The sequence below is a fragment of the Paenibacillus piri genome, assembly GCF_004354045.1.
GTDB classification, from domain to species: domain Bacteria; phylum Bacillota; class Bacilli; order Paenibacillales; family NBRC-103111; genus Paenibacillus_S; species Paenibacillus_S piri.
Genome location: NZ_SMRT01000006.1, coordinates 149,679 through 168,690, shown reverse-complemented (window position 1 = coordinate 168,690; position 19,012 = coordinate 149,679). Strand labels below are relative to the sequence as shown.

The window sequence follows — 19,012 nt, the reverse complement described above, 5'->3', positions numbered from 1 at the left end:
CGGACTTCACCTCCTTATCACACGTTTCGCCGATTTGCGGCTTTCCGGCCGAAGACAGCCGTCTGATTGCTTGGACAACCTTTTAGCTTGTGCCGTCCGCCGGCAATTGCGGGTATATGCTGTTTACCGTCTATATCGCATTGACGATCACCTTATGGCTGCCGCTGATGACGATGCCATGCAGCAGCGGCTCGAGGCGATTCACGTCAAGCTCGGTACGGACGCCATCCTCAACTTTCTCAACGGTCATATACAGCTTCTCGACATGGTTGATGGAACGAATCGATTTCAGCAGCGAGTAAAACATCGACATATGAATCTCCTGGCCAATTTGCCAGCCGGTTCCGTCGTAATTGCCGTTTAGCGGATCAAGAAACCTCTGCAGCTTCTCAATTGCCTCCAATTCCGTAGGAACAACAGCCTCCAGCCCCTGTACGGCGACATTCGCGATGACGGACACTTCGAGGAAGGCCGGCTGAATGACTTGAATGCGTTCCGGCAAAGCGACCAGATTGGATGCGCGCTGCAGGATGTATTTCTCCACCTGCTTTTTCAGCTCGGAGAAAGCGGCCAAGCCGCCGACGCCCTCCTGCGGCAAAATGACGAGTGTAATACAGCCGATATCCGGTTTAACAAGAGCATTGTAATTGGCGAGGCACTTCACACGTGCAATGTTCGGATACGCCTCACGCGCCAGCCACTCGAAATCCTCGGCGGTAACGGCGCGCCCCCGATGCTTCAGCTGCCACGGACCGCGGCGCAGGGCCGATTCTTGGTGCTCAGCATCGCATCCGCCGGCCGCTGCCTCCGGATTGGCCACTCCTTCCACAAAAGCGATCGTATTTTGCAATTGAACGATATGTCCGGCCTCTACGTTGCCCGCTCGGCCGCGTGTCACTTTATAATGGACTTTAATCTGTTCCAGACCGCCTTTGGGCGGAACCATACCATGAATGCCGTCGCCGAAGCCGATGCGCCCATACACACGGTCTATTGTGTAATGTCTATCTTTATCTCCGGAATCGGCCAAATGTCCGACAGGGAGCCATTTCACCCACAGTCGCTGAATGTGGCCTTCTGAGTCGCGGACGACATCCATATCCAGCGTTCCTTGTTCCGCATGCCGCAGCACTTCCTCCTCCGTCATCACACCCGTTTCATCCACCCAAACCGTTTCCGATACGACCGGCATACGACTCAACTGAAACTCGGAAACGATATCCCCGGGCCGCGGGTCCGGATATTCACCGACAACCGTTTCCTGCTGAAGCGCAGCAACCGTATTGATATACATACCGTTCACAACAGGCAGCGCATAGGCGCCGGTGCGGTCGTCATACTTGCCGTCTCGGTTCACGATGCGCACCCAATAGCCTTCCGTCCCGAATCGCCGCGCATGAGCAAAATCAGCCGGGCCGGCAAACTGAACCGTCCCGCTGCGCGTTAGCCCGTTCGTATCGTCAATAACTTTGAGAGGCGACCATTCAGCAGAACTGCCTCCGTGGCCGTAACCCGTTCTCAAATACTGCCATTCCAATAACGGAATATCGTCTTCGGTCAGCCGTTGCTGCTGCACGGACACGTACATGGAGATCGGCCCTTTGACGGGCGGAGCGTTAAAGCTTACATACAGGCTCGGACAATCGCTCTCCAAATGGGTAAAAGGCGCAAAGGCTTCGCCATGTCCGCGGCTTTGTGCGGTTCTGTCGACAAATGCGGTGTTGTTTAAGGTCAGACAGCGCCGAAGCGAATAGTTCCGATCGACATACCGATAGGTCAGCTTCACATCCTCCATCCATGGGGATAAATAGACCGGCTCTGCCGCATACATATTTTCGATATGCAGAATGCGAACCCGAATCCAGTAGCTCAATTGCGAATTGACGTATACCTCCTGCAAATTTTGCGGACAGCGGAAGGTAACCTCCATTCGCTTGAGCTCTTCTCCCGGATGATAAAACAGCCGCTCCGCTTCTTTACCGGTATTGAGCCGGGCCCATGTACTGCCGTTCCAATATTCCCACAGCACCTCGGCAACGGAAACAAGCGGTACGTCACGCTTGTCGAACTTGGACTTTTTCATAATCAATTTCCAGTCCACCGGCTGTACGGTCTCCGGTTGGAACCGGTTCGGAATGGCCTTCAGCCCGAAGGATAGGGTGATGAACCCGTCCAGCTTGCTTAACGCCTCACGGCTGGCTATATAAAATGTTCCGTATGGCGCGAACAAATCGCCGAACGGATAAAAGCCGTCCGGGTCCGCCTGCACATCGTTATAAAACATCACATCGGGTGAAATGCCGCCATGATCCAAGCTGTCCGCGTAATCGGTTTTTACCGCGATACGATCCAGCTCCAGCTGCTGGTCGGCCAATGTCGGAAGGCCGCTGTGCTGCGCGCCCCGCTTCATCCGGCATTGGATCCAGCGGCCCGCATGGCCGTCGACTTCGCTTTCCACCAGCTCGCCCGCCTGCGATTTCAGCAGCAGCAGCCGATCCCCCTTCAACTCCACGCGGTCAAACAGCTTCCATCCGTCAGCCGCAGCATACAGCCATTCCACCTGTCGCGAATCGGCCAGTTGGCGGCCAAGCGAAGTTTCATCATGCTTGCGCAGCGAGTGGCCGATCTCCAACTCGATGCTTGCCGTCTCCTGCAGCAGAAACAACTGCCCGTGCTCCAAAAACAACGCATGCTCCTGCAAATTATCCGCTTCACGCAGTTCGAACAGAGCGGTCGGGGAAGCCGTTCCCGCGTTGGATGCAGCAGTAAACGATTCCGGTATCCGCACGATCATGTCGTGTTTTTGACTCGATAAATAGGCTGCCGTAAGCATCGCCGGCGTTAACAGCAGCGCACGCTCGGTTTCAAACAGCACGTCGCCGTCAGCCGCTGCGGCCGACGCCCGCGTTCCGGCCGGAAGCATAATCGGATCGGCCATGCCCGCATTCAGCCGGAACGTCAAGAAAGCGCTGGCCGGACGGGCAGGAAGCAGAATAACGTCCAGCAAATTCATGAAGGCGATAAAATTTTTCATCGGCACCCGGTTGAGCCGCTTTACGTTCTCCTGGAACATTTCGGCAAACAGCAGAAACAGCGCCGTGCCCGGATCCGGGTCCTCCGGCGAGAAGCGCCATTCGGGCGTATAATATGGCGCCATTTCCTTCATCCGGGCAATCAGATCCTGAATCCCGTTTGAATCAATTTTGGGAGGCTGCATGCATCCACCCCCTCTCTGTCCGCATTGTCATGATCGTGCCTCGTCCCTTTTACGAAATAATGAAATTTTTTCACCGCATTACTATATAAGTTGAACCAATAAAGCGTGTCCATTGCATTCCAAAAGGGATAGTCTTGCAGCTTCAGGCATCTTGTTTTGAGTTTCCTTGATCTTATAGGCCTCCGGCTAGAAAAAACTCAAAGCCAAAACTCGCCTGCAAGACCATTCCCTTTTTCCATTTCATTAGGTTTATCTCGGATGTTCTTTGGTTCAACTTAAATAGTTCACCGGACTTTTAGGAGTCCGATGAATAACTGCCTGCTGCGCAGTCAAGATTATTCGCCTGACTTTTAGAGCTATCCCATTTAGTTCGAGCCTTCGTGAATATAGAACGGGTATACCTGATTGAACAAGTTATTCGTCGTCCGCACCAAATAACGGATTCCGATATTGACTCTGCCATGCTCCTGCCGGTCGGGGACAGCGGTGACATCGACCTCGTGCACCCGGGGCTCCCAGGCCCGGATCGCCTCTTTGATACTGCTTTCCAACAATCGAAGCGTTGTGTCGTCCGTCTGTCCGAACACAAACTCGTTCACCTCGCAGCCAAAATTCGGGCGCATTGCGCGTTCGCCATGGGAGGTGCCGAGAATGATTCGGATCGCCTCGGCGATATCCTCCTCATATTCCGACATGCGTATACGTCCCGTCGCCTTGTCGACTTGTATCGGAAATTTCCAGCCCCTTCCGAGAAAAGCTTCCGACATGCGTTGATCCCCCTCCGCCGTTTTCCCGGCATCAATTAATTTTGACCATGCTGCCCTTCATCGTTATGATTCCGTCCGACTTAATATCGAGCGAGGCGCCCGCCTTCAAGGCCATCGTCGCGGAGGCTTCGATCTGGACCTGCGTCGATTTTAACGTTATAGCCTTGGAGCTTTCGATGCTGACATCGCCCGTGGCGTTCAGCTTGATGACCGACGTACTGCTTTTGATCGTAATTTCATTGGCCGAAGCGCCTTTGATCTGTATTGCATTGTTGCCGCTCTGCTCATGAATATCGATCGTATCCTGCTTGTCCGAAAAAACAATCGTCTGGCCCTTCTTTGTCTTGATCGTAACCTTCGCGTCCGCATCGTCATCGTCAAATTCCAGCTCATGTCCGGCACGCGACTTGAATTTGCGAAGATTGTTTTTATCGTTGCCTTTGGGCGACGGCTGCGTCTTGCTCCAAAGCGTGCCGATCACGAATGGCTGGCGTATTTCGCCCAAATGGAAAGCGACCAGCACTTCATCCCCGACCTCCGGGATAAACAGACTGCCCCGGTCTTTGCCGGCCATTAAGGTAGCGATCCGCACCCAATCGGTCTCTGTTTCCGCCTCGCGCAGAGGCAGCTTCAGCTTGACCCGGGCAAGCCCTTCGGGATCTTTATTGTTCGTCACGACCGCGACCATGACACCGTCGATTTTCGGAAATACGGGCTCCGACATCCCTCGCAGCATATAATCAGGGTAATTCATCATACCGCATTGCCTCCCAGCTGGAATCGGGTCACATAACCGCCTTCGTCCAAAATATGGGTTACCGCTATAATATAGTAAGGCTGATTCAGCCGTTTGCCGACACCGTCCAGTTTCAAGTAGCGGCCGGAGCGGATTTCGGGAATGCCCACACTTTCCCCCTGACCGCTGATCAGCTTCATCGAACGTTTATTAAAAAGGGCCTCGGCATGCGATTTCGCCTCCGACACGGAGTCGATATTCGTATACACATGCTCGATATAATCGCCCTGAGCTTTCATAATGTCTTTGCCGGTCTTCGAATTCGAGCCCAGCTTCGTTACCGTAGTGGCTTTGCTTTCTATGACTTTCAATTCTTTATTGTCCCATCCCCGTACGGTCACTCCCGTAATCTGCTCGGCAATGTTCATATCGATCGATAGATTTCGCAGCGTAGTGCCCCAGTCCAGCGTAACGACCGGCGTCATCTCCGTCAGCGGCTTGCGGAAATGCAGCGTCTTGCCTACTAAAAAGAAATCGTAATTGACCAGATCGGCCAAATATTGAATAAAATGATAGTCGTCGATCTGATTTTGCGACACGGTTTCATATTGCATAGTTGTTGCGTCCACCTGCACTTTAAGTCCGTGCGCCTGAGCGATCTCGGTCACGATATCGCTATACTTTTTTTTTGCCCACGACTTGGACTTGGCGCCTTTCATCATTAAATAAGAAGCGTCCATTCCCCGAACGATCAGGCTGGGGGTGCCGTCCTCCGTAAACTCGGCGGTCACAGATGTAATGTATCCTTGAAACACCGGCGTCAGCTTGTCGACGTATCCGAGCTTAATGTCGATGGCTTTGCCCAAAGAAAAGATGTTATCCCATAAAAAATCGCGTTTGACGATATCGAACGCATTGGTCACCCGAAACGAGAACGAATCGGCGACGCCCTGCAAGCTGTTCTCGACGCGGATTTCGGAAATGGCGACGGCATCCGGGATTTTGCTCCCGTCAACCGCAATTTCAAAGCTCGGCGCAAAAAAGAGTTTGTATTTCGTTTCCAAATCGCCCATCGTAAACGAGGCGGAATCAAGCTTCAGCTCTGCCATACAATCACTCCAGCCTTGGCACGGTTATTCTGCGTCCTGACTGCAATTTCAGCGGGTTATCGATCCCGTTGGCATCGGCAATTTCCCGCCACAGCCCCGGGTCCTCGTATTCATGGGAGGCAATCATCCATAGCTGCTCCCCTTGCTTCAAGAGCTTCTGCTTCGTACGGTCGGCGGATTGACGGGGAATTTGCTGCAGCTGCTCCGTCTTGCTGTACCAAGAGAGAAACGTCACCTTCAAGGTCGCGCGCACCGGAATCCCCGAATCGAGAAACATCGTAAAGCGCTGGTTGACCTTCTGCACAACGCCTTTGAAATCAAGCGAACCCCATACAAACCGGCAAATCGGCGGGGCGTGCAAATCTTTATCCACATCGAGCAGCCCGGAAATTTTCCGGGTATACTCACGGACGTCCGTGCCTTTCTCATACGTATCGAAAAAAATGTCCATCGACAACGAAGTCGTACCGCCGCTGACAAATTGGCCGATCGGCATCGAAAGACCGGGAACGTTGTCCCAGGAATAGCTGTTGCTCGTATCGAGCGAGTATTCGTTCGGGTTAAACAGCACTTCGACCGTTTCTTTGCTGCTCCCTTTATCTACGATGATCATTGCTTTTTTGAGTGCCATCGGCGGTTCACCTCTCCTTCGCGATTTATCACACGGCGATGCCGCGGTAAGCAGCTTCTTCGTCCGCTGCAGTGTACACAGGATTCCCCTCTTGTTGAAATGCCGCTTGAAATATGGATGCTTCCCTGTGCAAAGCTTGTGGTGAAAAAGCTTGTACTCTCATCCCGGCGAAGCACAGCCTTCGCACGAACAGGCGATTATGCGGTACCTCATCCGTTCCCTCAGGCTTACATGCCCCGCCGCTGACGTTCGAACCGCATCCGCCGCTCCAGCTCACGGGCGACCTTATCGGCGATTTTGTTCACATCAAGCTGCGGAATTTGCTTGATCAGTTCCTTGATCTGCTCTTTGCTCAGCTCATTTGGCTGGATCGGCTGTTCCGTCATGGACTGAGGCTGTGCAAGACGTTCCTCGGGCGTCCGATGCGTCCTCAGCACGTCCATGCTCGGCGACAGCGTCTCGTCTTCGTAGCCGTCCCTGCCTGCTTCGGGCAGCAGTTTGTGCTCGAGCAGCGGCGACGGCTGAGCGGCCTGCCGTTGGAGCAAGCCGGGGCCCGGGTCCAACGGGCCCTCTGCCGGCTGCCGCGAGGCGCTGCCCGCGGCAAGGAGGCTCGCAGCGCGTTCCGCCGCTACGGGAGCGGCGCGGCCTGCCGTGCGGGCCGCGATGGTTGATCCGGCGGCAGGAGCCAGGCTCGCCGCCGTAAGCCGCAGCGGGGAGCCCGTGGCGCTCCGCTGCAGCGGCAAAGCGGGAGCCGCCGCTGCGCCGGCCGCGGACTGCCGCAGGCGGTCCATGCGTGCCTGCTCCGCCTGCCAGTGCAATGCCGCGCGCAAGCCTGTCCGGCCGCCTGGACCTGCTTCACCCGTCCCGGCAGCCTGCAGCACCATCGGCTTACGGGAAAGCGGCGTGGTACTGCCGGTCACCGAAGCCGTCAAAACCGGCATTGCGGCGATATGTCCCGGAGTTTTCGCAAGTCCGTCGTTTCTTCGCAGTGCAATGTTGCCCCCTCCGTACAGTGCCCGTCCCTTCTGCACGAGGGTACCTGCAAGCGGCGAATCCATCGGTGTCGAGGCTAACCGCTGCGTCCGCTGCAGTGCCGCAGATGATGCTGGCAACTGCTGTGCTTGCCTTGTAATTGATGGTGCTGCCGATTGTTCGGATCGCCGCAGCACCGATGACGGTGATGTCGGCTGCTGCGCTTGCCTTGCCATTGCCGATGGCGCCGCCGATTGGTTGGATCGCCGCAGTACCGATGACGGTGATGTCGGCTGCTGTGCTTGCCTTGCCATTGCCGCCGGCGCCGCCGATTGTTCGGATCGTCGCAACACCGATAATGGCGATGTCGGCTGCTGCGCTTGCCTTGCCATTGCCGCCGGCGCTGCCGATTGGTCGGATCGCCGCAACACCGATGACGGCGATGACTGCGGCTGCGCTTGCCTTGTCATTGCCGCCGGCGCCGATTGGCCGGATCGCCGCAACACCGATGACGGCGATGACTGCGGCTGCACTTGCCTTGTCATTGCCGCCGGCGCCGCCGATTGGTCGGATCGTCGCAATACCGATGACGGCGATGACTGCGGCTGCGCTTGCCTTGTCATTGCCGCCGGCGCCGCCGATTGGCCGGATCGCCGCAATACCGATGACGGCGATGTCGGCTGCTGCTGATGCGCTGCTGCCGTAGGCGTCGCCACTGGCAGCGCCTCGTTTCGATGCGCAATCGCCGGCGGCGATCGCAGCAGCCGCGCTCGCGGCGAAGCCCCGGTCAATGTTACCCCCAAGGCTCGCTGTGATACCTCTGGTAGTGCAGCCCGTGCAACCCGTGAGAGCGTCCGCAATGCGGCTCCATTCGAGCCCAACTGCTCGCGGGTCCAACCAAGCCGTTTCGGCAAAATAATAGCCGATGTGGGGACATTCAATCCGCCTATGTCATATCCAGCACGTGATGTCACGTTTGCCATCCGACCGCCGCCCCCGAAGGTTCCGGTTATCGGCGATTTTGATCCCGGACCGACCGATTGCCGCGCAGCCGATAATGCCGCTGCATCCCCCCCGGCGTCAGAGGCAGCTGACGCTCGCCGGCCGGATACGGACAATGGGCCGTTGGTCGTTCGTATTGCAGGCAAAGCCGCTGATCGGCTTATCAAGCTTCCAAGTCCATTGGCACTAAGCTCAACGGAGCGACTGACAGGACGGCCGCCTGTATCTCTCCATGTGGCCGATGTGGAGCCCGCAAACCGGCTCCCGGCGAACGATGGGCGGTTATCGGATAATGCCGCCCGATTAATCATTATCTGCGCCGCAGCGATACTTCCCGTCGGTTCAACGCCGGCTGACGCACGAGATGCTCCCGGACGATCGGCGAACCATACGTCGCGTTGCTGCGCCTGACTTCCTTCCATAAGGACGCTTGTCCGGAAGACAGAGCCCGTATACAGCGGGGCCGGCTGTCCGATAAACCGCTGTACAATTCGCGCCGCATTCCCGAACGACATCGGATACGGGGCCTTCTCGGAAATCGGTGACGTCCGTCCAGCCCAACCGAATGCGGTTAAGTTACTGCCTGCCATCGGGGACGTCGGCCTCTGCCGGCGTAATGGCTCGCTTGCATCTGCAGCTGTCTTTATCGACCGGGCCGACTGCCTGTTCCAATCACGCAGCGCGGAGGCCGGATTGAACGAAGCGCCATCGCCATGCAGGCCGTAACGACCCGCTTCGGCTGATGGGGCTGTGCGCCGCACAAGGCTGGCTGCACCCGCAGCGGGCCGCTCAAATCCGGCAGCCGAAGCGCTGCGTTGAACAGCCGGGCCGGCTCGATGCCCGGCCCGCTGCAGTGCCGTGCCGGCCGAAATCCGCTCCGCCGCAAAGCGCGAGCGCTCCATGGCCGGCAGTCCTGCCGGCAGGCGCCGCAGCAGCGCCTGTTCCGCCCGGGCAAGCGGCTGCGGTCGCTGTGCAGCCGCTTGCCGCTTGTGCAGCCCCTCGTCCCACCGGGGCTGCGTTTCCCGCCGTCCGGCCGCTTTACGCCGCCGGACGATGCCGTCTCCGGCAGCGTTTGCGCCGCTGCCGCCTTCATCCGGCCGCAGCATGCTCTGCGGCCGATTTGCCGATGCTGCATCATGCTGCCATGTCCGATGCAGCATCAGCGCCAAACCGGACCCTGCGGGAGCCACGCCTTCCTCCGACAGCAGGCGGAGGAGACCCGCTCCCGGACTCGTCCCGCCTCGCTTAGGCAGCCTCAGTACTGCCGCATCGTCTGCTAAGCGATACGCCGTTGGCGACCCGGCGCTTGAGCCGCTGCTTTCGCCAATAACGGCCATGTACAGCGCTCTTGTCGGATCGTTATCCGTCGGCCGCTCAGCGCCTGCTGCGTTCCGTTGAATCAAGCCGCTTCCTTCGGTGCCTTGCGGTATCCTCGGTCGCACAGCTTCTGCCGCTTGCGCTGCGCGCATCCCGGGGGCAGCCTTCATCCCAAAATAAGCTTGATTGCCGCGGAAGGTTGTCCGTCTCCGGGCTTCTGTCCGGCGTTCAATCCATAAGTCGCGATAAGTCCCGGATAAGAGCGGTTCGTGCCGCTTAGGTACGATGCCATCATTCGGATCCAACATCCCGGACCTGTTCTGCTCTTCCTTGGCGCCGCTACCGTTGTATGCGAGCCTCCGGGCTCTATTCCCCGGTTGTCCGGGTTCATTTCCGTGCTGCCGGCGAATTTGCCAATCCGCTCCGACGACCGCCGGCTTCCGCAAGCCCGTAAACATCGGCCTCTGTTCAAGAATAGCCGCTTGCCCGCCATAGGCGCCGTCTTTGGAACGGCGATTTGACAATGACCGCTTGCCCACGCGTCCATCCCGGTCCGGCAAGCGCGCAATCCCTAGTTTGCTATATGCAAGCCGGTTCGACGGGATCAACCCGTGTTGTCCTGAAAGCGGCCCGCCCCGGAAAGCGCGGCTTTCCTCCCATGGCTGCTGGTTGATCCCAACCTTTCCCGCACGATGCTGGTGCTTTATCAATGCCGTTGGCCTTCGTCCGACTGCTGACTGCCCGGAGTCATTTAACGCCTCTCCGGCGAGTTGAGACATTTCATCGCCATCGGCTGTGCGCCGACGCAATGCGGGAAGCCGGTTGTTGTTTGGGAAGGAAGAAGGTACAGGGCGCCAATTTATTCGTCCCGTTGCGAAACGAACGGATGTATCCTGCCCGCTATCGTCAACTCGGCTTGACTCCCATCGTAAAACGCCCGCTGCGATACCCCCGCGTGCCGACTTGATCCCTGCATGGACGAGCGCTGTCTCTGCGGTTGTTTGTCCGCCAGGACTCAATTGCCCGCTGCGATGCCGTACCATCGGTCGGCCGTCTTCCGGATTTAAGGGCCACCGCAATATTCCTTTAACCCGTTCATCGTTTACGTCCTTAACCTTTATTTCCTTTGCTTGCTCATTTACCGGAGCCTTGTCCGGCATCTGACTTTGCATGGGACGGCGATTGTTCTCCGCGCCCCGCGCTTGTTCGGACTCCCGCTTACGCCCTCGTCCCTGTTTTTGCCCTTGCTCTTGAGCTTGTGCCGGACTTCCTTGTTGATGATCGCGCTCATGATCCTGCACTCGCTTTTGTCTTGGAACCGATCCTTGATCCCGATCCAGGTTCTGATCTTGTTGATTCCGAATTTGAGCTTGTTCCTGACTCCAGGCCTGTCCTTGCTCCGGACCCCTAGCTTGCCTCTGCACCGGTTCTTCGCTTTGCGGCTGCTTCCTGGGCCGGCCTCGCCTTTTCTCCGGCTGCGGCTGTTCTGATGTCCGATCCTCGCCGTACCCCCGCTGCTTCTGCTGTGCAGGTTCTTGCATCGGGCCTTGCGGCTGCAGCTCTCCATGAATCGACCGCTGTTCATAGGCCCGCTCCGGTTCTTGATCCTGACTGAGAATGCGCCGCCCTTGCACAGGTTTTATCGTTTGTCCGGGCAGCACGCTATCCGCCGTAGTCTCGTTCAATTGCTTACGCTGCGCAAGCGTGCCATGACTGCCGGCTTCCATATAAGCGGCTTCGGCTCGATAGCGCGGACGCATCCGTTCCTCCGGCTCACCGCCATATTGGCGAATCCACCGCTCGAGCCGATGCACCGTCTCCCGATACGTGACGGTATGCTGCGCACCCGAGCGCTGCAGCTGATCCAACTGCTGCTGGAGCCGGGCGACGATCGAACGCCATTCGGTGTCTCGATTGCCCCGGACTCCCGCCCGAGCCGCTTCCCGCTCACGGAAGGTGAGCGACAAGCGCCCTAAATAGTCGCTCCGCGCAAAACCGTATTTACCGATTATCCCGTCCGCGAACCGCCGTCTGAGCAGCGCACCGCCGCCCGCATCCGGTCCGGCTGTTTTAACCGTGGAATTATTGTCCTCTTCGGCTTGAACTTTACTCTTTCGAGCTTCAGGTCGGGCAGAAGCATCCTTTGCTTTCCGGGCTTGTTTCCGGGGGTTATACGTTTGCCGTGATTTCATGAATGCCCCCCCTGCCCGATTATTTCTTGAAAATCGTCTTCAATCCGTTATGCACAATTTCGATCGTTTCAATGGCGACGCCCGTGCTGGCGGCATCCATTTTCGGACCGATCCATTTAACCGGGTACGACTCAAAAAAATTCCACCGGCAAATCTCTTTTCCCGCCGGGTTATTTAAAATGACGGAGCCGCTTTTCCGCTTTATTTTGCCGCCGATGACTCCTTCATACCAATCCCACAGCTCGCTTGCCTGAGTGATTCCCCGCTTCAGCACGATGCGCTGGTATTTGGTCTGCTTCGGCAAGTAATGAACGTAATCGTTCACGCCGCCCTCGCTGTATTCCATCACTTCCGTCTCTGCCTGAAGCCCGGTCACCTCCGAAAAGCCGCCGACCAACAACCCGTCCAGCTCCACCACAAATCGAAACGCAGCACTGACATCGTATGTTTTAGACGGAATGCTCATCTGCTTGCTCACCTCTTATTAAATACGTCAAACGGGTTATCTTTGGGCTTGTCCTCGTTCATGCTGCGGTTAATCCGCGAAATTTCCTCGCACCACTTCCGCCGCTCCCGGTGCTCCATCGACATGATTTCATCATGCGGCCAGTGAAAGTAATAAGCGATAAACCCGGCCTCCTCGTAAATCTTGTCAATGGGATAACCCGCTATGCCTCCTCCATCCCTGCGATAAAAGATACATCGACCTCGAATTCATGCTCGCACTTCGGACATGCGGTGTGAACCTTCGGCACTTCCATTTCGTTGATCTCCCGGTAAAAATTTTGCAAAAACGCCAAGTCCGCCGTAAACAATTTCTCGATGACACGGGTGTCGATCGCTCTCAATTCGCCAAGCGTCGTAATGACGCGGGTCAAAAGTATAATCGTCAAATAACCCGGATTTTGCTGTACCCGCTGATCGCGCATCGGTAAAATTTCGTCTGCCGCCGTCGCCAGCCGCATAATGCCCCTTTTGTGCAATGTGCCGTTATCGTCGACATAGCCTCTGGGAAGCTCAAATTCGTATTCCGTTTTAAAAGCCACTCGCGCACCCTCCTAAAATCTTTTTTTCGTTATGCCTCCACCGCATCCATGCGAAACGGCTTCGGCCTTCCATCTCGCCTGTATAAAGTCAACATCAGCTTGGCCCGAAAAGGATAGCCGACGGCCATTGTCAATCCTATCGCATAAGCAGGAAAACAAGAGATAAGAAGAGCGATGACCGCTTCATTCCTTCTCTTGTTCCCCGATGCAATTGTTACTTCGTGCGGGTCATGCCTTCATGCGCCAGCTCCAGGAATTCGATGGCCACTTCCGAGCCTGTTCCGTTAAAATTCGGAGCCGTGTATTTGGATGGCCACGCTTCGATAACCTGCCACGTCGCCACGTCGGCGCCTTCTTCGTCGATCGCGATGATCGTGACGGTTTTGCGCGCTATTTTTCCTTGAATCGATTCCTGCATCCAGTTGTACATATCCAATGAATCGGTAACGCCCCATTTCAAGGTAATGTTACCGTATTTCGCCAGCCCCGGCAGCTTGCGGGGCGTAATCGTTTCATTGCCTTCACGGTATTCAATCACGGCCAACGATGCGTCGAATCCGGACACCTCGCTGAAGCCCGCTTGTTGTATTCCTTCTACCTCAACCCTAAATCGAAAATTTCTGTATGGATCTTTACGCTCGCCAGGCATAATTTACCGCTTCCCCTTTCGTTCTGATCGTTACCCGTCTATGGCACGGACGACTAGAGAGGACCTATTCCTCTCTAGTTTTCTGAGTGATCCGGAAGATGACGAATTCTGCCGGTTTTACAGGCGCAACGCCGATAATACAAATCAGCCGGCCGTTATCGATATCGTCCTGCGTCATGGTGCTGCGGCCGATATTCACGTAGAATGCTTCGCCAGGGCTGCTGCCCATCAGCGCGCCGTCTCTCCACACGCGGGTCAGGAATGCTTCGATGGTACGTTGTACGCGGGCCCACAGCTGCTCGTCATTCGGCTCGAACACGACCCAGTTGGTGCCGTTCTTGATCGATTCCTCGATGAAAATGAACAGCCGTCTAACGTTGACGTATTTCCACAAACCGTTAGAGGAGCAAGTGCGCGCGCCCCATACGCGAATGCCCTGGCCTGCAAAATGACGGATCAGGTTAACGCCCTGCGGGTTCAAAATATCCTGCTCGCCCTTGTTGTACTGGCAGTCCAAGCCTACGCAGCCGCGGACGACTTCGTTGGCTGGCGCCTTTTGCACGCCGCGGGTTTGGTCGGAACGGGAGTAAATGCCTGCCATGGAGCCTGACGGCGGAATATAAATATTGCGTTTGTCGAGCGGATCGAACACTTGCAGCCAAGGGTTGTACATCGCCGCATAGTTGCTGTCAAAAATGTTGCGGTGCGTCATCACGTCGGCCACTTTCGTTTTCTCGCGCGGAATATCGAGAATCGCGAACCGGCTGCCGAGATTTTCGCAATGCGCCACCAGCGACAGCTGCACATTCGGGTCGGTCACGCCCGGGATAGCCATCAGGCTCACCACGTCGTTGTCGATAAACGACTGGATGCCGGTTCTTTTGCCGGGACCGCGGTCAACCCCCATAAAGTCGGAGGCGGATAAATTCGCGATGGAGCCGTCGCTGCCGTTAAACAGGGAAATCTGGAATTTGCCGGCTTCTTCCTTCTCGCCGGAAAGCGCCTCGAACGGAGGCACGGCGCCCAGATCGGTTTCCAGGCTCAAATCTTTGACGCTGATAATATTGGAGCGGTTTACGATCTTGTCCACGTGGTTGGCTGCGGAAACGTTAAGCGATAATCTCTCGAAAGTTTCCGCTTCATCCCCGTAAAATACGTGCATGGTGAATTCGCAGGTGGTGAGCACTTTTGCAGGCAATAGATTGGTGTCGATGACATCCGCTTCGCCTTCCAGCACGGATTCCAGTTCGATGATGTTGTCAAGCGAAGAGACTACACGGTTGTACTGCTTGCTGCCGCCGTTTTCGAAGGCGACGACGTCCCCGACGTTGAAGCCCGCATTGTTTTTGACGCGGTACTGCACCGATTCGCCCGGTGTTCCGACAATGTCGAGAATTTGCGTCTTGGCTTTGCTGGCCGGAACAAGCACGACCCGCACCTGGTTGCCCCATGTGCCCGGGTTTTTGGAAGCAATCTGCAGAAGAGCCGCTTCCTTGTTCGCGCTGCCTTGGTTCGAGGCCGGTTTGGCATCGGATGGCGCCACACGCATCACATATGCGCGCGAGCCCCCGTTCAGAAAGAAATGCTCTATCGCATAGGACAGAAAGCGATAGTCCCCGAACGCATTTTCGGATAAATAGCTGCCGAAATTGCGATGGAAATCGGCTACGCTTGTAATCAGCAGGGGAACGCCCTCGATCTCCCCTCTTTGTGCAAGACCGATGAAGCCTGCCGTGCTCGTACTTGCACCTTCCAGCGGTTGCGCGCCGCTGTCGAATTCTTCTACATAGACTCCCGGTGATAAATACTCAGCCATTGTTCCCCGGTTTCGTCCGTCCGCTTCCTTCCCGCGCTTGCGGGACAGGTTCAGGCTAACGACAAAACCAGTTCTCTCCTTTCTGCTTATGGTTTATAGAAGATGGATGAATCCGATCTACTAACAAAGTTATGTACTGCTCTGCCCTTCCCGGTCGGCAAGCTCGATAGGAGCTGTGCCCGTTATGTCGGATCATCGAAGCTAGAATTGCAATCTGCCCGCAGCTGTCGTACCGCCCTCCGCGACATTCACCTCCTTCGAAAGCGAACGGCCGCCGTGCACAATGTCAAGCTTCACGTTAAAGCTTCTCGCCCTGCAGTTGGAAAAAGCGACTACCGCCTCGCCCTGCTCGTCCGACTGCGTCTGCATCGCCGGGAGCAGCAGCGCCCCCCGCGTGTAGCTTCCGGCAAGCGGACGGTCCAGCTTCAGCCTCCGCCGGTGTTCCAGTACTTCAGCGATCCTGCAAAGCTCTTCCCCGGCTTCGGCGCCCCGGCCGCGAATCAAATAACGGTCTCCCGGGCTGATGACTCCGGTAACCGAGCCGACGACCAGCTCGTCCGCCCCCGGCTCCGCCCGGTCCTGCGCCAGCCTTGCCTTAGCCTCATCCTCCGTCTGTACAGAAGCATGCAGAAGAGCCTTGGCATACGGCTGGCCTTCTTCATTGCCGACGCTGACGCGCAATAAGGTATCCTTCTCTTTAAACGGATAAGACGGACGGGGCGACAGCGTAACATGAACCAGCGTATTCTCAAGGCCCACTTCTATAGGACGGCGCTCTTCGAAATAATGCTGCGCGTTCACGCGCAGCCCGTAAGCGCCTGCTTGCAGGTTTGTAAAGATATAAGTTCCTTTGGAAGTGACGATCGGCTTGGACAGCGACCCTTCGAGAACGACGGAGATGTTCGCGCCATGCGGATGATCCGAGGTAAAGGCATCCACCAAACAAACGACCAGCGAAACCTTCGTCCTCAGCCTCGCTATTCTGACATGCTCCAACTCGAATCCTCCTATCCTTGAATCCGAAAATCGCGTTCGGTTACCCGCTTCGTCGTTTTAATCCGCGTGGAGTCAATATTGACGGGGCCTGCCACATAACCGACGGAGAGCCGGTAAGGAACGTCTCCAAAATTCCACATGCGGGTCAGCGCCTCCCCCGACAGCGCATCCATGACGATGCGCACTTCCTCGCCTTGATCAGCCAACGTCCCGACAAGTGACGATCCGCGCAATATCGAGTTATCGTACAACACCTGGATCGCTCTGCCGAGTATCCGGTGTTCGTCCATGACGCGCGATTGCAGCTCCGCCGCCGAATATGCGGTCAGCAAATAATAAAGGTCCACGGTCTCGGGCGGATATTGAATCTCGCCGGTTCCCCGGGCTATCATGCGCGTCTGTCGGTTGTCTCCGCTTTCTTTAATGCTGTACAAATATAAGGAAAGGTAGAGATCGCCCTTGTCGGCAGGCGATGCGAGCCCGATCAACTCCGGCTGCGGGATGGGATCCGGCGTCATCTGCTCGCGCAGCAGCTTCAGCAGAGAAGCGCCGACATCGGCAATAACGGTATAATCGCCAATAGGTAATCCCTCCTAATGCCTTATTGTCGGCTATATTGACGAATCATGTTGACTTTGTGTTAACTATGTCGTAATTTCTTGAATCTTTTTCTATTATAGTTGTATTTTCACATGTTGACTACACTTTAATATAAGACTTACCTCCTATCTTGGACAAAATATTGCGTTTTGTGTAAAAGATCACAAAAATCCCGCTTCTATGTGCGCCTAATCGAAAAGGCGGCCCCTCCCTGCCGGGAATAGGCCGCCTTTTGAACAGCGAAACTGCGAATGAAATGCGGTTAGGTAACACGGAATTTAATCGTGAGGTTTTGCAAATCGAGCGAGATATTGGACAGCATGCCGGCGGAAGCCGTAATCTCCTGCGTGGAGGCCAGCTGCTCTTCCGACGTTGCGGCAACCGTCTGTGCCAGACCGGCGCTTTGCCGGGCAATGTCGCCCATGCTCGTCACCGTTGCGGCGACCTCCTCCGAGCTGGCCGACATTTGCTGCGCGCAGGCCGCAGCCTCCTGAATTTTGCGCATGACCTCCTCGGTCGACCTGACGATCAGGCCGAAAGCTTCCTCCGCATGCGCCACAGCCTTCAACCCGCCGCCGACTTCGGACAACCCTTCGTCCATTGTGGCCACTGCCTGCTGCGTGTTTTCCTGGATCCCGCCGATGACTTCATTAATTTCCTGAATCGAATTCGCCGTTTGCGTAGACAGCTTGCGGATTTCGCCGGCGACTACCGCAAAGCCGCTTCCGTGTTCTCCGGCGCGCGCCGCTTCGATCGCGGCGTTAAGCGATAACAGACTGGTCTGATTTGCGATCTCTCCGATAAGCTGGGAGATGCGCCCGATATTTTGCGAATGTTCTTCAAGCTTTCTAATAATGCCGCTTGCTTTTTCCACGGTCGAGCTGACGGATTGAATTTTGGAGGAAGCGTTCCTCATCACTTTGCTGCCTTCCTCCGCGCGCTTGGCCGCTTCATCGGACAGCTCCGCTACTTCCGACGTCGTTTCGGCGATCCGCTGAATCCCGATCGTCATCTCATCCATAGCTCTGCCGCATTCCAGCGCGCTCACCGCCTGATTTTCCGATCCGTTGGCAACTTCCATGACTGATTGCGCCACGTTTTCCGCCGCCTGCGCATTTTGCTCCGAGCTTACCGTCAGCTGCTGCGCGGAAGCCGCCACCTGATTGGAAGCTTCCTGCATGTGCAGGACGGATTCCTTCAACGAGCCGGCTACCCGGTTTACCGATGCGACCAGCTTTCCGATTTCATCTTTGGATGCCGTATGTATGGCTTTAACCGTCAAATTGCCGTGCGAGATCATTTCCAGCGCATCGGCAACCTTCAGAATCGGCCTGGAAACCACTCGTATAACCGCATAAGCGGTGAAGACCACGAACAGGATCGATACGATCAGCAGACCGATAAACTGGATCAAGCTGCTCCGATAGAGGGATTCACCGTTCTTTTCCGCTGCCGATGCGCCTTCATGATTGAATTTGACGATCACAGCGACATCATTCCTGACCTCCTGGAACGTCTTGGATACTTGTTCCGAGGTTTTCGCGTTTCCTTGCTGACCTTTGGACAATGCGTTGGCTTCTCTGAACGCTTTCCAGCTTTCGGTCAGCTTGGCCGCATTGCGTTCGTCCTCCGCATCGGCCAACGATTCCTTGTATTCCGCCAGCTTCGCGTCTATCGTATCGAACGTTTCTTCCATTTGCTTGGAAAATGCCGCTTTTTTCGCCGCATCCGGCTCCATGCCCATTTGATAAGTAAGAGCGAGGATATGCTCCAGCGAAAAATCGACCTGGCTTGCGATTTCAGTGCCCGTCAACCAGACGTGGGAAATTTCCGACGTATTTTTTTGCATCTGGTTCATGCTCTTTAAATTCAATATTCCGACCAGCGCCATAATAACCAAAATCGCCATGTAAGACATAAACAGCTTTTTGCCGACCGTCCACTTCATAACCGTTTCCCCCT

At 56.0% G+C, this 19,012-nt stretch carries 14 protein-coding genes; all 14 read right to left on the bottom strand.

Annotated features, from left to right (window positions below; all coding sequences use genetic code 11):
- Nucleotides 1–130: 130 nt before the first annotated feature.
- The 14 genes from E1757_RS14940 to E1757_RS14875 all read right to left on the bottom strand — a co-directional run bounded on the left by E1757_RS14940 (nucleotide 131) and on the right by E1757_RS14875 (nucleotide 18,998).
- Nucleotides 131–3,217, bottom strand: coding sequence for a baseplate J/gp47 family protein (locus E1757_RS14940; RefSeq protein ID WP_133229397.1), 3,087 nt, complete (start codon nucleotides 3,215–3,217; stop codon nucleotides 131–133).
- Nucleotides 3,218–3,582: 365 nt separating this feature from the next.
- Nucleotides 3,583–3,984, bottom strand: coding sequence for a GPW/gp25 family protein (locus E1757_RS14935; protein ID WP_133229395.1), 402 nt, complete (start codon nucleotides 3,982–3,984; stop codon nucleotides 3,583–3,585).
- Nucleotides 3,985–4,015: 31 nt separating this feature from the next.
- Entirely contained in the window at nucleotides 4,016–4,741 is a 726-nt protein-coding gene (locus tag E1757_RS14930) for a phage baseplate assembly protein V (RefSeq protein WP_246079209.1), read from the bottom strand.
- Nucleotides 4,738–5,829: a phage late control D family protein gene (locus E1757_RS14925; protein ID WP_246079208.1), complete on the bottom strand. Its 1,092-nt coding sequence runs from the start codon at nucleotides 5,827–5,829 to the stop codon at nucleotides 4,738–4,740. Before E1757_RS14925 ends, E1757_RS14930 begins: the two co-directional genes overlap by 4 nt.
- A gap of 4 nt (nucleotides 5,830–5,833) precedes the next feature.
- Nucleotides 5,834–6,460, bottom strand: a complete 627-nt coding sequence (locus E1757_RS14920) for a CIS tube protein (RefSeq protein ID WP_133229393.1) — start codon at nucleotides 6,458–6,460, stop codon at nucleotides 5,834–5,836.
- A 227-nt stretch (nucleotides 6,461–6,687) separates the two neighbouring features.
- Nucleotides 6,688–11,943 (bottom strand): hypothetical protein, encoded by a 5,256-nt coding sequence (locus tag E1757_RS14915; protein ID WP_133229391.1) that lies wholly within the window; start codon nucleotides 11,941–11,943, stop codon nucleotides 6,688–6,690.
- Between the two features lie 19 nt (nucleotides 11,944–11,962).
- Nucleotides 11,963–12,409 (bottom strand): phage tail protein, encoded by a 447-nt coding sequence (locus tag E1757_RS14910; protein WP_133229389.1) that lies wholly within the window; start codon nucleotides 12,407–12,409, stop codon nucleotides 11,963–11,965.
- An 8-nt stretch (nucleotides 12,410–12,417) separates the two neighbouring features.
- Nucleotides 12,418–12,591 (bottom strand): DUF6760 family protein, encoded by a 174-nt coding sequence (locus tag E1757_RS37070; protein ID WP_342774570.1) that lies wholly within the window; start codon nucleotides 12,589–12,591, stop codon nucleotides 12,418–12,420.
- A gap of 20 nt (nucleotides 12,592–12,611) precedes the next feature.
- Nucleotides 12,612–12,989, bottom strand: coding sequence for a phage tail assembly protein (locus E1757_RS14900; RefSeq protein ID WP_133229387.1), 378 nt, complete (start codon nucleotides 12,987–12,989; stop codon nucleotides 12,612–12,614).
- Nucleotides 12,990–13,203: 214 nt separating this feature from the next.
- The gene (locus tag E1757_RS14895; protein ID WP_133229385.1) at nucleotides 13,204–13,638 is read right to left on the bottom strand and encodes a phage tail protein; all 435 of its coding nucleotides are present in this window, start codon (nucleotides 13,636–13,638) and stop codon (nucleotides 13,204–13,206) included.
- A 64-nt stretch (nucleotides 13,639–13,702) separates the two neighbouring features.
- Nucleotides 13,703–15,454 (bottom strand): phage tail sheath family protein, encoded by a 1,752-nt coding sequence (locus E1757_RS14890; RefSeq protein ID WP_133229383.1) that lies wholly within the window; start codon nucleotides 15,452–15,454, stop codon nucleotides 13,703–13,705.
- Between the two features lie 201 nt (nucleotides 15,455–15,655).
- Nucleotides 15,656–16,450 carry a hypothetical protein gene (locus E1757_RS14885; RefSeq protein ID WP_133229381.1) on the bottom strand — a complete coding sequence of 265 codons (795 nt, stop codon included), beginning with the start codon at nucleotides 16,448–16,450 and terminating at the stop codon, nucleotides 15,656–15,658.
- 11 nt (nucleotides 16,451–16,461) lie between these two features.
- Nucleotides 16,462–16,992, bottom strand: coding sequence for a Pvc16 family protein (locus E1757_RS14880; protein WP_484217463.1), 531 nt, complete (start codon nucleotides 16,990–16,992; stop codon nucleotides 16,462–16,464).
- Nucleotides 16,993–17,312: 320 nt separating this feature from the next.
- On the bottom strand, nucleotides 17,313–18,998 hold the full coding sequence (locus E1757_RS14875; RefSeq protein WP_133229377.1) for a methyl-accepting chemotaxis protein: 1,686 nt from the start codon (nucleotides 18,996–18,998) through the stop codon (nucleotides 17,313–17,315).
- Nucleotides 18,999–19,012: the final 14 nt, after the last annotated feature.